15 protein-coding genes are annotated in these 13,978 nt (G+C 66.3%); 5 read left to right on the forward strand and 10 right to left on the reverse strand.

Annotation, left to right across the window (positions count from 1 at the left end):
• Positions 1-154: 154 nt before the first annotated feature.
• Positions 155-1,780, forward strand: a complete 1,626-nt coding sequence (locus ACLJT4_RS23555; protein WP_411124862.1) for an ABC-F family ATP-binding cassette domain-containing protein — start codon at positions 155-157, stop codon at positions 1,778-1,780.
• 87 nt (positions 1,781-1,867) lie between these two features.
• On the opposite strand, the gene ACLJT4_RS23560 is transcribed toward ACLJT4_RS23555, so the two are convergent.
• Together ACLJT4_RS23560 and ACLJT4_RS23565 are read right to left on the reverse strand one after the other, a co-directional pair.
• Complete coding sequence (locus ACLJT4_RS23560; protein WP_411124864.1) at positions 1,868-2,551, reverse strand: HAD family hydrolase; 684 nt, start codon at positions 2,549-2,551, stop codon at positions 1,868-1,870.
• Positions 2,552-2,886: 335 nt separating this feature from the next.
• Positions 2,887-4,068: a helix-turn-helix domain-containing protein gene (locus ACLJT4_RS23565; RefSeq protein WP_411124866.1), complete on the reverse strand. Its 1,182-nt coding sequence runs from the start codon at positions 4,066-4,068 to the stop codon at positions 2,887-2,889.
• Between the two features lie 170 nt (positions 4,069-4,238).
• Between ACLJT4_RS23565 and ACLJT4_RS23570 the strand changes: the two genes are divergently transcribed.
• The 3 genes from ACLJT4_RS23570 (at position 4,239) to ACLJT4_RS23580 (ending at position 5,976) form a co-directional block, all read left to right on the forward strand.
• Positions 4,239-4,469 (forward strand): hypothetical protein, encoded by a 231-nt coding sequence (locus ACLJT4_RS23570; RefSeq protein ID WP_411124868.1) that lies wholly within the window; start codon positions 4,239-4,241, stop codon positions 4,467-4,469.
• 277 nt (positions 4,470-4,746) lie between these two features.
• On the forward strand, positions 4,747-5,229 hold the full coding sequence (locus ACLJT4_RS23575; RefSeq protein WP_411124870.1) for a hypothetical protein: 483 nt from the start codon (positions 4,747-4,749) through the stop codon (positions 5,227-5,229).
• A gap of 84 nt (positions 5,230-5,313) precedes the next feature.
• Positions 5,314-5,976, forward strand: coding sequence for a class I SAM-dependent methyltransferase (locus ACLJT4_RS23580; protein WP_411124872.1), 663 nt, complete (start codon positions 5,314-5,316; stop codon positions 5,974-5,976).
• A 53-nt stretch (positions 5,977-6,029) separates the two neighbouring features.
• Here ACLJT4_RS23580 and ACLJT4_RS23585 read toward each other — a convergent pair whose 3' ends face one another.
• From ACLJT4_RS23585 to ACLJT4_RS23620, 8 genes are all read right to left on the reverse strand, one after another.
• A complete protein-coding gene (locus tag ACLJT4_RS23585) occupies positions 6,030-7,379 on the reverse strand; it encodes a DUF3987 domain-containing protein (RefSeq protein WP_411124874.1) in 1,350 nt (449 codons plus the stop codon).
• A gap of 94 nt (positions 7,380-7,473) precedes the next feature.
• Positions 7,474-8,232 (reverse strand): histone-like nucleoid-structuring protein Lsr2, encoded by a 759-nt coding sequence (locus ACLJT4_RS23590; RefSeq protein WP_411124876.1) that lies wholly within the window; start codon positions 8,230-8,232, stop codon positions 7,474-7,476.
• A 506-nt stretch (positions 8,233-8,738) separates the two neighbouring features.
• Entirely contained in the window at positions 8,739-9,089 is a 351-nt protein-coding gene (locus ACLJT4_RS23595) for a hypothetical protein (RefSeq protein WP_411124878.1), read from the reverse strand.
• 113 nt (positions 9,090-9,202) lie between these two features.
• Entirely contained in the window at positions 9,203-10,108 is a 906-nt protein-coding gene (locus ACLJT4_RS23600; RefSeq protein ID WP_411124880.1) for a P22 phage major capsid protein family protein, read from the reverse strand.
• 25 nt (positions 10,109-10,133) lie between these two features.
• The gene (locus tag ACLJT4_RS23605; protein ID WP_411124882.1) at positions 10,134-10,502 is read right to left on the reverse strand and encodes a helix-turn-helix domain-containing protein; all 369 of its coding nucleotides are present in this window, start codon (positions 10,500-10,502) and stop codon (positions 10,134-10,136) included.
• 608 nt (positions 10,503-11,110) lie between these two features.
• The gene (locus ACLJT4_RS23610; protein WP_411124884.1) at positions 11,111-11,710 is read right to left on the reverse strand and encodes a hypothetical protein; all 600 of its coding nucleotides are present in this window, start codon (positions 11,708-11,710) and stop codon (positions 11,111-11,113) included.
• Positions 11,707-11,877, reverse strand: coding sequence for a helix-turn-helix domain-containing protein (locus ACLJT4_RS23615; RefSeq protein ID WP_411124886.1), 171 nt, complete (start codon positions 11,875-11,877; stop codon positions 11,707-11,709). The genes ACLJT4_RS23610 and ACLJT4_RS23615 overlap by 4 nt, the downstream gene beginning before the upstream one ends.
• Before the next feature lie 71 nt (positions 11,878-11,948).
• Positions 11,949-12,500, reverse strand: coding sequence for a hypothetical protein (locus ACLJT4_RS23620; protein WP_411124888.1), 552 nt, complete (start codon positions 12,498-12,500; stop codon positions 11,949-11,951).
• A 142-nt stretch (positions 12,501-12,642) separates the two neighbouring features.
• On the opposite strand from ACLJT4_RS23620, the gene ACLJT4_RS23625 reads away from it, so the two are divergent.
• A complete protein-coding gene (locus ACLJT4_RS23625; RefSeq protein WP_411124890.1) occupies positions 12,643-13,914 on the forward strand; it encodes a tyrosine-type recombinase/integrase in 1,272 nt (423 codons plus the stop codon).
• Positions 13,915-13,978: the final 64 nt, after the last annotated feature.

A 13,978-nucleotide genomic window follows, 5' to 3' on the forward strand; every position in this document is an offset into this window, starting at 1 on the left:
GCGCCCGCGCCCGGCGAATCGCTCCGCGATCCGCACCCCGCGTGGCCCGTCCCCGACCTCGGCGTACGCACGGCGTACCCGAACCCCGGCACTGCCGCGGTGTCTCCCTGCGCACGCACCACCCCACCCCGCGCACACCTCCCAGGAGACCCGCATGTCAAAGCCCGCCACCACCCCCGCCGCGGCCGTCGTCTGCACCCGCACCGACTTCGCCTGGCCCGACGGCACCCCGGTCCTGAACGGCTTCCAGTTCTCCGTCGGCCCCGGCCGCACCGGCCTGGTCGGCCTCAACGGCTCGGGAAAGTCCACCCTGTTGAAGCTCATCGCCGGCGAACTCACCCCCACCGGCGGCAGCGTCAAGACCGTCGGAGAGGTCGGCTACCTCCCACAGCACGCCGCGCCCGACACCCACCTCCGGGTCGACGAGGCCCTCGGCATCGCCGCCACCCGCACCGCCCTGCACGCCATCGAGGCCGGCGACCCGAGCGAAGCGCACTTCACCGCCGTCGGCGACGACTGGGACGTCGAGGAGCGCGCCCGCGCCACCCTCGCCCAACTCGGCCTGTCCGCCCTCGACCTCGACCGCACCATCGGCGAGGTCTCCGGCGGCGAGTCCGTCCTGCTCCGCCTGGCCGCCCTCCTGCTCCGCCGCCCCGACGTACTCCTCCTCGACGAGCCCACCAACAACCTCGACCTGCCCGCCCGCCGCCGCCTCCACGACGCGGTCACCGCCTGGTCCGGCGTCCTCCTCGTGGTCAGCCACGACCGCGAACTCCTCGAACGCGTCGACCGGATCGCCGACCTCCGCGACGGGGAAGTCCACTGGTACGGCGGCAACTTCACCGCCTACGAACAGGCCCTCGCCGTCGAGCAGGAGGCGGCCGAACGGACGGTCCGCGCCGCCGAGGCCGACGTCGCCCGACAGCAGCGCGAACTCGCCGACGCCCACGTCAAACTGGCCCGCCGGGTCCGCTACGGCAACAAGATGTACGCCCAGAAGCGCGAACCCAAGATCATCATGAACGCCCGCAAGCGGGAGGCCCAGGTCTCCGCCGGCAAACACCGCACCCTGCACACCGAGCGCCTCCAGGAGGCCAAGGGCCGCCTCGACGAGGCCACCGAAGCCGTCCGCGACGACGACGAGATCCGCATCGACCTCCCGCACACCGCGGTCCCGCCGGGCCGCACCGTCCTCACCCTCACCGGCCTGCGCACCCGCCACGGCACCCGCGCCGACCTGGAGGTGCGCGGACCCGAACGGATCGCCCTCACCGGCCGTAACGGCTCAGGCAAGACCACCCTGCTCCGCACCCTGACCGGCGAACTCCCGCCGGCCGTCGGCACCGCCGCCCTCCACGTCCCGCACCGCTTCCTCCCACAACGCCTCGACGAGGTCCTCGACCCCGACCTCACCGTCGTCGAGAACGTCGCCCACTACGCCCCGGAAGCCACCAACAACCGCATCCGCGCCCGCCTCGCCCGCTTCCTCTTCAAGGGCGCCCGCGCCGACCAACGGGCCGGCACCCTCTCCGGCGGCGAACGCTTCCGGGCCGCCCTGGCCGCCCTGATGCTCGCCGAACCCGCCCCCCAACTCCTCCTCCTCGACGAACCGACCAACAACCTCGACATGTCCTCCGTCCGCCGCCTGGTCACCGCCCTCCACTCCTACGAAGGCGCCCTCCTCGTGGTCAGCCACGACCCCCGCTTCCTCCGCGAACTCGGGCTCACCCGCTGGCTGACCCTCACCTCCGACACGCTCACCGCCGCCGACCCGCTGTGACCGCACGGGCCGCCGCCGGGCCCACGACCGCCCCGCACGGGGACGGCCGCGCGCCCGGCGGCGGCCGGCGGACCTGCGGGCCGCGCCCTAGAAGTGCCGCACCAACTCCCCGAACTCCGCCAACCGCAGCACCTTCGCATCGTCCGGATCCACCTCCTCGTGCTCCAGCACCCAGGTGTGGACGTGCGGGATGAACACCGCGTTCAGCCCTGCCGACCGGGCCGGCAGGATGTCCGACTTCGGGGAGTTCCCGATCATCCACGTCCGCTCCGGCACCAACCCGTAGGCCCGCGTCAGCTCCTCGTACGTGGCGACGTCCTTCTCCGGCACGATGTGCACCCCGCGGAAGTGCCCGGTCAGCCCCGAAGCGGTCACCTTCCGCTGCTGCTCCGCCTGGTCCCCCTTGGTCAGCAGCAGCAACTCGTGCCGCCCCGCCAGCTCCGCCAACGTCTCGGCCACCCCCGGCATCAACTCCACGTGATCGCCCGCGAACGCCGCCTCCCACCCCGCGATCCGGCTCCGCTCCGCCGCGGTGGCCGCCCGCCCCCGCACCCGCTCCACGCACTCCCCGAGGCTCCGCAGGAACACCCTGCTCCCGTACCCCAGCGTCACCGCGTTCGCCGCCTCGATCCCGTCGAGCACCGCCCGCACCGCCGCCCGGTCCAGCCCCGGCCCCGCCAGCCACCCCGTGAACTCGTCGATCACCCGCTCGAAGATCACGTTGTTCTCCCACAACGTGTCGTCCGCATCAAAGATCAACACCCCGCGCACCCCTCTCACCGTCCATGATCGGAGGCACCCTACGCAGGGGCCCCGCGCCCCCGCACCGGAAATTCCGCACGCCCGGCGGGGCCCCGAGGAGGCGGCGGCGGAAGGCGCCAGAACGACAACAGGCCCCGGATCCGAAGATCCAGGGCCTGTGCCATGTGGTGTCCGAGGGGGGACTTGAACTCTCCACTCGGGCACCAGCATATTAGCTAGCTGACCTGCGGGAACGTACGCGACACGCCACAGAGTTGACGACTGTCGTTGGTCATGCATTCCCCCTGTTTCGGGCCGATTCGGACCGCTGTTGGTCATGCGTTGGTCACGTGACCAACCATGGATCAGAGCGCGATCCCAGAGAGCTTGGAAAGCCTGACCAGCTCCGGGTTGCTGCGTCGGTGCAGGGACGACACGACCCGGAACACCTCCCGTCCCATGGGGTGGATCCGTGCCATCTGGGGAGCCACATCCCAGGCGACCGTCAGGTTTTCCAGCGCCCCGTCACGGTCCCCGATATCGAGCTGCGCCCGTGCCATGTTGATACGGGTCGGAGCGATGCGCGTGGGCGGCAACCCCTCAAGGATGGTGTCGATGTCCTCCGCAGCGCGTAGTGCCTCACGGGGCTTGCCCAGGTCCAGCCGGGTGGCCAATACGTGGGTGGCTGTGTTTTGGGGGCCAAAGATCATGTGATGGCGGTTCCAGTCTCGATCGAACCACTCGGCCGCCGCAGCCGCAGAGGCAATATGCCGCTCAGCCTCGCGCTTCCCCTCGGCTTTATCGTTGAGCCGCCCGGCCAGTGTCATGCCTCGGAGATTCAGCACACCGATGGCAAACGCGCGTTCCTGCCCTGCCAGGCTGCTCTGAGCTGCTGCAATCGCACGATCGACGATCACAAGCCCGCCCTCAAAATCCCCGCCGTTCAGGTAGGCCCCGGCTCGGTCCCGTGCAGCAAGAGCCGTACCCAAAGGATTGGTTCGCTGCTCAACAGCCCATCGCTGTCGCGTCACGGCCAGCTCCGCCATGTCCATCCAACGATGCCGAGCGGCCAGCCAGTAGACGGTGCTGTAGACGTCGGATAGCGCGGCCCAGGCTTCCGCCGTGTTGGCGGTGTGAGCGTGCTCCGTGGCGTCCCTGAGTAGCTTCGGAAGCATTGCCAGGAGCCGAGTTACCTGCACGTCATCCCGGAGCCGCCCAACTGTCTCCAGCGCGGCCCCAATTTGGTCGCCGTGGACTTCTTGCCCTCCCGGCAAGTCGTAGTCCCTTACCGCCGAACGCAGCGCTGACAGGTGCGCTTCCGCATCTTGTGCAACGGCCGCTTTGCCCAGCACTTCGGCCATGGCCAACCCCAAGGGCTTGGCCAAGGCAGCCGCGACGGCAGGCGTCAGGGTCCTGTCCCCGATTTCAACCTTGGACAGGAGCGAGACCGAGATGTTGGCCTTCCTGGCCAGCAGTGCCTGAGACCACCCACGCGCCTTGCGGAGGGCAGCGAGGTTCGCTCCGGGTGCAAGTTCAGTCGTGCTCATGGGCTCAATCTTCCTCGGGGAGTCCTCTCGGTTCCATGGTCACAGGTGACACGGGTGCCCGCACGCCCGTTGTGCAAACTCTGTGCAAGTTCCCCTGCGTGTACGGGCGTTGACTGGCTGTACGGGTCAGCCAACGACGGAGTGACGAGGCGGACGTGATGAGACAGGCAATGGAGTGGAAGCCCGGCACGGCTGTGTTCGACCGGGGTTCTCAGATGGTCGGGATAGTCCAGGAGCAGCGCGGAACGAAGCTGACTCTCAAAAGGCCCTCGGGGCTGAGCTGGCACACGCGCACCGTGGCCGTCCGTGAAGCGAACGACCGGGAGAAGGTCCAGCTCGCGGCGCTGGTCAAGCACAACCGCAACGTGCGCGGCCTCGCCGCTATCAGGGCCACGAGGTGAGCCGGTTACGGGGCTGGAAGATCACCCAAGACGGCACGTTCTGGGGTGGGATTTTGGCTCTGCTCACGTGGGGAACCGCCGTTGCGCTCCTGGTCATGGCGGCTGCCGGAAAGCTCACCGCAGCACATCCATGAGTTTCCGTTCCCAGCCGGTGAAGCGGCCCGGTGGGGAGCGGGGAACAACGGCCCGATCGGTCGCACGCCACCGTGAAGCGGAGTCGGCCGGTCGGGTCAGCAAGTGCAGTGCACCACTCCACGACAGCAGGAGGAGACGCACGATGAGCACAGCAGTTCAGACGCGGACCCGTGATCCGCGCATCATCCTCAACGCGGTTCAGGAACGCGTCCCGCATCTGGTCGCGGACGTGGGCGTGGCCGACCTGTGGGAACGTGAGGTCGCGCTCCTGCTCCGGGACAGCGTGGAGGTTCCCAGCCTCGCTGAGCGCATCCTCGGGCAGGGCATCGCGTACCTGATCACCGCCATGGAATGCCCCGGCGTTGACATGGGCGTCGGCAAGACCGTGGACGTAGGCGTTCATCAGCTCATCCTCGATACGCCGCTCTACTTCGCCCTGTGCGAGGAGTACAACGGCGGGCGGTACAAGCACCACGCCCCGCTGATCGAGCGCCGCCGGGACGGCACTGTGATGCGCACGGCCGAGCTGCTGCGCAAGAACGGCTTCACCGTCGATGACGAGCTGTGGGCGGTGGACGCGTCCGACTGCTCGCCGTGTGACAACAAGGTCCCCGACAGCCACTGACGCGGGACTAGAGTGCCCTCGCCCCCAACTCCGAACGAGGGGCGGGGGCACCCTCTTGCCCGCCCCGACACAGAGGAAGCGCCGTTGCCCGCACGACACAACATCGAAAGCGAACGCGAACTCTGGGACACCTTCGCCGAGAGCACCAAGGACAAGGTGTTCGACGCTGATCCCGTCTTCTGCTGGACGCAGTACGCCGGGCACGGGCCAGGGCCCGAACTGCTGGGCGATCCGACAACCGCGCTGGAACTCGGATGCGGCACGGGGAGAGCGCTCGCCTACCTCGCACAGCAAGGAGTGAAGGCAACGGGCGTGGACCTCTCACCCGTCATGGTCGCGAACACCACGGAACGGTGGGGCCCGTTGGGAGCACGGTTCGTCTGCGCCGAGGTTCTGGACTACCTGAGCACCAATACGGAGACCTACGACGCCGTGTACTCGATCTTCGGGGCGGTGTGGTTCACCGATCCGGCCAAGCTGCTTCCTTTGATTGCCAAGCGGCTGAATCCGGGCGGCGTGCTCACGTTCTCTCACCCCCCGGCCATCCCCGGCGCCTACGGCCCGCAGGGCATGTACAAGGGCGGTTTCGCGGGCAAGGCCATGTACACGTACCGGTACAGCTACACGCCCCGGAAGTGGGAAAGCCTCCTGCTCAAGGCCGGGTTCAAGGACACGGATGTACAGGTCTTGGATGCTATGAAGAAGGACCACATCGGAACGTTGATCGCTCGTGCGGTAGCGAGCTGAACCGAAGCAAGAACGCCCCGGCCCGCAATGGGCCGGGGCGTCTCTTTGGTTGGCTAGAGCAGAGCAAGGAAGGGGTTGGAATCGGCGAGCGGTTCCGGTCGTCTCACAGGCTTGGGCTTCGGGGCCTGCTTGCATGTCGGCCGGTAGGCGTCCATCTGCACGACCGTGGCGCGGTTCACGTCGTCACGCTCCGCGCTGGCCGGCTGAGGGTTCGGGGCCTCGTTCGGCTCCTCTGCGTGAACGGGAGTGTCACCACGGAGTGTGAAAACAGTGGCCGGGCGGCCGGTCTTCCCCGACCGTTCCACCGTGACGACGACTCCGGGCAGTTCCTTGACCTCCGCTGCGGTGGCCCCGACGTACGGGAGCACCTGAGACGACGTGGCGGCACCGCCGTGCATTTCGATGCGGGCCCGGACCTTCTCCGCCAGGCTGAGCGGCTGACGCTTGCCCGTGGTTCCCGTACCGGCCGTGATCTCCTCAACCGATTCCATGGCGTAGGTGACCAGAGCGGTAGCGGCTTCCAGGTCTTCGGGCGTGATTTGGGAGCGCAGATCGAACAGGGCGAATAGGGCCGCGATGCGCCGCACCTGCTCATTGCAGCGGGCCGCGAACGGCTTCAACTCCTCGGACTCACGAGCCTTGGTGAGCATGTCACGCCGGATGATGTCGGCCGCGTCGTAAGCGTCCTCGGACAGGGTAACCAGTTCGGCCCGCTGGCCATGGCGCACCGCACGAGCCATGGCTTCACCCGCTTCCGGGATCACGTGCGCGGGCATCTGGTCACGCTCACTCAGCCAACGCACCTGCGTGACAGGAAGGATCAGCAGACGGTTGTAACTGCCTCCGTCGCGCTCGGTCGTAGACATGCTGGCCCTGAACTCCTCGGGCGTGATGTGCCCCATGATCGCTACGCGCGGGTCATCGACCTGGACGGGTTCTTTGGCCCTGGACGTGGCGACCGTGGCCCCGTCCCACAGGTCCCGGAGTACCTGAGACAGGTTGGCTTGCCGACGCCCGGCCCGCAGCACGCGGGCGTACTCGGTGTCCACAATCATGGCGTGCCCGTCCCGGTCGGCCACGGCCTGAATCAGCCCGGCCCCGCCAACCACACCATTGATGACGTGCCCGGCCATGAACGTACTGTTCGCGTCCTTGGCCACGGCCGAAGCAACCCCCCAGGACTGGCCCTTGCCCTCCCCGGTACCCCCACACAGGAGCACGTGGAGCATGAGCGGCATGGAGCCGGAACCGCGCTGAACTCGGGTCTCGGGGACCATCGCGGAGAAGGCGCACAGCAGGCCACCGAGCAGACCGATCGGGGACCACTCCACATGCGGGGCCAGGGAGGCGAGGACCGACCGGAGTCGGCCCGTGGCCATGGTGCGGAAATCGGGGATGCTCATGCTGCCTCTATCTCAAGGTCACGAAGGATTAGTTGGGTGGCCGCTGGCCGGGGAGGCCGGGCGCACTCAGCGCCCGGCACGGCGGGGGTGGCGTTCAGGCCGCAGCCGCTTTCCCCTCCGAGTCCCTGTGCGTCAGTTCGTAGGCGTGCCGTACATGCATGGGGATGCGTCCACGGTCGGGCACGGTGTAGTCGTTGGCTCGCGCCCACTGACGTACCGCCCTGTTGCGCTCGCGCTCGCTCATACCCGCCCGATCAACCTTGGCAGGCTCGGGAAGCGGGTCACCACCAACGAACTCACCTGACAGAACGCCCGACTTGAAACGGCCGGGCTCGCGCACGTCCATGCACGGGATGGAGCGTTCACGCGCGTCCCTCAGCTTGTGCCCGTTGCGTTCCCCACCCTCACCCAGGATCAGCAACACCGTGGAGTCATCGGCACGGCCCACCACCTCATAGCCCGCGTTCCGCAGCGCGTCCCGTGCTGTCTGCCAGTCGTACCCGTCGATCTCTCCGGCCACCATCACGGACCGCACCGGTTCAGACTCGTTCGCTTCATCGCTCACGTCCTCCGCTTCGATGACGGGCGACGGCTCAGCCATGGGCTCAGGCTCGACAGCCACCACGACGGGCTCAGGCTCGGGCCCATCCTGTGACTTGTCCGCGTCCGTATCCACACCGACCCCCAGGGCGTCTATCAGGTAGCGGCCGAACGTGATCGAGTGCTCCAGACACAGGTCCCACGTACGGGCTCCCAGCGTCAGCGTGTCCGTCGCCTCTACCTCGCTCGCATCGCGGGCTATGTGGGCATCGCAGTATCGGCGCTGAACGGGAATCATGACGGTCCGGAGCATGGCACGGAATCCTTAGATGAGAGCGGAGCGAGTGAGTCTCAGAAGTGGCCGGAGTGTTCTCTGGCGGCGGCCGCATTCGATCTTGCGGAACTGAATTCATCCTGCCCCACGACACTCTCAAGACAAGCACAATTACGCGTGACCTATATCACAATTATGCATTTCCATTTCAATTACGGACCGGGGGTAATGGATTTAGTTTCTTTCCGAAACCCCATCAGGGATGCCTTCCTTCGGCTGCGTTTGCCAATCAGAATATGGGGGACGGAGAGCCGGGTCGGCTCTCCGTTCTCATTTCATTCCACGGCAGGTGAAGCAGCGCATCGGATCGTGCTTCAAATCGTCACCCCAAGGCCGCGTCAGGCCGGTCAGCTCCCAGCCGGTATGGATGGCGAACTCTTGGACGCAGCCAGAGCACTGTGGCTCTGACCAGGGGCATTCGGTGCCGGTGCGATGTGTTCCGTCGTGGGTGACGGCGGTCCCGGCCTTGGCGGCCCTGCGGGTGCTCAATGGCCACCGCCCGCGTTCTGGAAGGTCCATCCGAGGCGTTTCATGCCGTCTGCGGTGAGCCCGAGCGCGGTGGACAGGTGGCGGAACTCCATCTGATGATTGGCATTCGCTGAGCCATCCAGGATCTTCCCGAAATACGTCAGCATCACTGCCACCGTCGGGATGAACGACTCATCCCACATGGCGGCCTGCGGAGACTCCCACCACTGTCGCCATTGGTCACGCTCAGAATCGGACCACTCCCGGTTTTTGGGTAGATCGGGAATTGGCAGGCCGTGTTCCCAAGGTAGTTCTACCAAACCGTGAAAACGGGAGTGCGGGGAATTGGGGTTACGCATCTTGGGCATGAGAGTGTCCTCCTGTCTATGTCGGCAGAGCGTGTCCGGACAGCGCGCCGGCCGCCCGACGCAGCGTGACCGGAACGGGGCCTCCACCATTTCGGCAGAGGCCCCGTTGCGGGTCAGGCGAGCTTGAGGCCGACCGAGCGCCGCTCGTCCAGGACGGTCGAGCCCACATAGGCGTCCATGATGGAGCGCTGGTTCAGACTGTCGTCGTTGAAGGTCATCAGCCAGCGCATCGAGTAGCCCTGATGCCCGACCGAGGCGGAGAACTCACTCCGCACCACGGGCGGCGCACAGACCGCCATGGCGAACGCCGAGCCTATGTAGGCAACTGCGGTCTTATCGGCCAGAAATGGCGAGTACACGACTGTGAAGCCGTACGCCTCACCGATGACGCCCCCGCGCAGCGACTCATCCGAACCCGCCTGGGCGACCTGAGAGAAGTTGTCATCCTTCAGCAGGGCGTTCTTCACGTCCGGGGAGACGGCCAGCCAACGACGGCCCGCCGTGCGGCTCTTGTCCAGGACGGTGCCCGCGTCGATGATCGCGTGCCGGGGCTGATCGGCCTTCATCGTGATGAGGCCAGGCGCCTTGTCGGTGGTCCGCTGGTTCATCGTGTTGGCGATGTTCTGTTCCAGATAGTCACCCACGCCTGCGGACTGCGGAAGGGTGATCTGCTGCTCGAAGGTGTAGAGGTCAAAGCGCATCTCCTTGTCTGTTAGCTCGACCGCCGACAAGGCATGGTCGGTGATCTCCAGCTCGATTGTGGTCTCCCGAACGGACTGCACCATGCTGTTCACCGAGCCGTTGAAGTTCCCGGCCTTCAACACCTCGGGGCGGCGAATGCGGACCTTGGTGCCGACACCGCCCCTGAAATCCTGCTCGGCATCCCGGTGCACGGTGTGGGCCAGGCCCTTGAATCCGACGAGCATATCCAGCGCGGACGTGGCAACGATCTGAGAGATTGCGAAAGCGTTCTCCGACTGCACGGCCTCTTGCATCGTGATGGGCTTCTGATTGGTCATGACGTTCTCCTCTGCTGGGAATCAATCAAAGGGAATGGTTGGTGCGGTCCTCGCGGGCCGCCTCACGGGCCTGCGAGGAAGTCATCAGAGAGCGCTCCGAGCCCGGCTCTGCGGCCCTCATGGCCTCTGCGACGTGAATAGCTGCGACCATCACGTTGCGGCCTTCAGAATCGAACGTGCGGCATTCCTGGGCGGCCTGCTCGATCAGAGAGGAAACCGGAATGCGAAGGTGGTGGGCCATCCGCACGAACGTGAGGAGATCCGGCTTACGGGCGCCGTCCTCGTACCGGTAGACGGTGGTAGCCGAGGTGTCGATCAGTGCCGCGAGCTGGGGCACGGACAGACCCAGGCTGTTACGGCGGGCCTTCGCCCGGTAGCGGTCGTACAAGTTCATGACGTACTCCAAACCATTCGGTGAATCAGAGAGAAAAGAGAAGACCCCGGCCACCACGAAGGTGGCCGGGGCCAGAGAGAAGCGCGAAGGAACTAGCTTCACCTAATGCGTCGGCGAGACTTTCACGGAACCTCTCGGCGATTGAGGCAAGTGAGACGCGGGACACACCACAAGGTGAGAACTTTTCCTCTCACTATTAATGTCGGTGTCCCTCGCGCGCCGAAGGGACACGAAACGGAGGAGGAGTTCCCTCTGCCTAGTACTTAGCTGTTACTATGGACGGTTGGTAACAGGGAATCCGAGAAGCGTTGTCGAGATCACCCGCCAGAGCAGGGCGGAATGCTCAGGATTGGGAACGACCTCCCCTCGCCGGGAGGTCGGCCTCGTTCTTTATCTCGTGGTTCCTTCTGTCGCTTCGCTCGTCAGATCCTCACTCGATGGCCTGGGCTGGTTCAGGACCTCTCAAGGTCCTGGACCCTGAAGTCATGAATGAAGGTGAGGCCTCGACAAAGGGGCCTTCTTCTCACTACCAACTACGCTCTATGAGCTACGTACTACCAACTACCCTCTACTAACTAAGTCCCCGGTACAGCGGGGAAATGGCGTGGCTACGCAGCCTGGAGACGGACGCAGACCTCCAGACCCCATGGAACGGAGTCCGAGAACGGGTCATTCGGGTCCGGGCAGTTCCCTTCCGGGTGCGCGGGGCAGACCTCGGCGCTCCCGTTCACGTCAGGTTCGGCCGGCCGTGACACAGCGTCGACCGCCACGGCCTTGCTGGGCGGCCTGGACGGCTTGGTGTCCGCCGCGATGACGACCTCTCCGTGTGCGGCCTCGGCCAGCGTCGCGTAAGCGTCGAGCACAGCCACGGGCGCGGACAGGTACAGGTTCGCCGCCCTCCCCTTCTTGCCCTGCTGGGTGAAGAAGCCGAACCGGGTCAGCGCGACCCGGGACGCCTTCCCCGGATGGTCCTTGGTGTTGTAGCCGAGCCGTTGGGCTATCTCCGTGTCCCCGGTGAACATCGCCCCGGTCCGTCCGTTCACGGCCCGAAGTTGTGCCAGCGCCCACAGCAGATGTTCACGGCCGAACTCCGGGGCCTCACGGGCAAGAAGCCCGCCTGGCCCGAACGCGTCGAACAGGGCACGGCTCCACTCCTCCTTCACGTCATAGGTGGCCTTGAGCAGGCGGCGCGGGTGGGCCATGCTCACGGCTGGCCCTGCCCGTCCAGCCACCGGTCAAGGTCGCTGGGGCGGCACCGGAGCGACTGCCCCACCTTCTTGAAGGGGATGCCCTCCCGCTTGTGGTTGTTGTAGACCCACGACTTGGGGACATCCAGGTACACGGCCACGTCATCAACGGTCATCAGCTTGGTCAAGGAATCCTCCGAGAAAAAGAAAGCCCCCGATGGCCTCGGGGGCGTGGTCATGCAAGCGTGCAGAACGGGGATTACCGGGCATCTCCCGCATCCGGCAGGGAATCGAGTACGGCCGTGGCCTTGTCGGTCAGTTCCCCACCGGCCTTACCTGCAAGGGAGCTCAAGTACCCATCCCTGCGGGCCTTCTTGAGGTGGTCCCGGACGGTCTCCGGCCGCCGCTCGATCAGCCCTGCCAGCCAGTCGACGGGACGGTTCGCGCCGGTGCCCGCCATCTGGACGTACGTGGCCGACAGCATGACCAGGTAGGGAGCCGAGACACCTTCAAGGGCGAGCAGCCGTCCGGCCGTCTTCCCCGCTTCCTCGATCGTCTCAGTGATCCCCCGAACCTTGTCTTCCAGGTTGGGGGCGGCGTCGTGTGCCGCTTTGACCGCGCCCGCGAGGTCGAGCCTGCGGAGCACAGTGGTGGAAATGCCACGTGCCACGTCGCGCGCCGGGGCGTCCTCAGCCTCCTCGACCGTGATGCGTTGCGGCCCTCCCGTCACCGGCCCGCTGGGCCACCACATGCGGATGTTCCATGCGCCTTGGCGCTGGGTGATCTCGAACCCGGTCTCGTCTGCGTCCATGCCGGAACGGTACCACGGATGGTGGTCCACCATCAGTTGACAAGAGGTGGTGATTCGTGATCAAAGTGAGAGCGCCGGAGCGACACACCGGCCCGGTACGGCACACGCCGACCGGCGGACCCGACAGAGAGCACCACCACCCGTGGCAAAGCGCGGAAACGGACTCGGCGGCACCCCCGTGGAGATCAAGCGAACGGGACGCCCCAACACCTGGGGTGTGCGCACGCCCCTCCACTTCAACAAGGCAACCGGAAAGCAGGAGCGCTATTGGATCGGCAGGGACTACAAGACGAAGACCGCAGCGGAGAAGGCGCTTCGCGACTGGCACGCCGACTATGAGGCGGGGAAGGTCGCACCTCGCTCGGACATGACGCTGGGGGCATGGCTCGACCGCTGGCACAGCAATCTAAGGAAGGAGGGGACGACCGTGGCCGGGTATGAAACCAAGATCCGGCTGCACATCAAGCCGCACATCGGCGGCATGAAGCTGTCCGAGGTCACCGATGACACGTTGGACGACCTGTACCGGATGCTGGAAACCGTCCCGTGCCCCACCAATAAGGGCAAGCCGCTCGGGGCCAAGTCCGTGCGGCACGTCCACAACATCCTGTCTGGTGCGCTCGATGCGGCCGTGCCGAAGCTGATACCCGCCAACCCGGCCGCCACCGCCAACCCGCCCACGGGCCGGGAGATCCGGGCGCAGGAACGCGACTTCCCCACCCTGGACGACGACAGGACCGCCCGGTTCCTGTCCTCGGTGTGGGAGCCCTGCGGCAACCGCGCCTGTGACGGCGGCCTGATCCACCACTGCCTGCGGGACGCATCACTGTGGACCGTCTACGCCGCCACCGGAGTGCGGCGCAGTGAGGCCCTGGGCATGAAGTGGTCCCTCATCAACTGGGATGAGGGCTCGATCGAATTGGGCTGGGTCGTGGTCGAGGAGGGCAACACCTACCGCCTGCGGAAGCTGACCAAGGATGGCGACGCCAACGCCATCATCTACGTGGACCAGTCCGTGATGAACGTTCTCAAGTGGCAGAAGGAGCGCCAGGACGCGGAGCGTGAACGCCTCGGCTCCGCGTGGACGGATCACGACCTGGTGTTCGCCCGCGACGGCTTCAAGCTCTACCGGGGCGAGGCAGGTGGACCCCAGGACCCCGAGAAGGTCTCTGCGCGCTGGCGCACCCTGCGCACCCGCTTGAAGCTCCCCGAGGAGTTCCGCATTCACGACTGGAGGCACAGCAAGGTCACGAACGATCTGGAGGCCGGGGAAAACCCCGTAGAGGTCTCCGCCAACGTCCGGCACCACTCGCCGGGCTACACCATGGCCCGCTACGGCCACAGCAGGAAGAACGGAGCCCGGAAGCTCGCCGCCTCCGGAGCCAACAGGCTCGGCCTGTCATCCCTGGTCTGACCAGGCGATTTCCTGGGCCGTTGGTCACGTGGTTGGTCACGCCGCTGCCCAGAAAAGCAGAAAA

Origin of the sequence: Streptomyces sp. x-19 (assembly GCF_046549115.1) — a bacterium.
GTDB classification, from domain to species: Bacteria; Actinomycetota; Actinomycetes; order Streptomycetales; family Streptomycetaceae; genus Streptomyces; species Streptomyces albulus_C.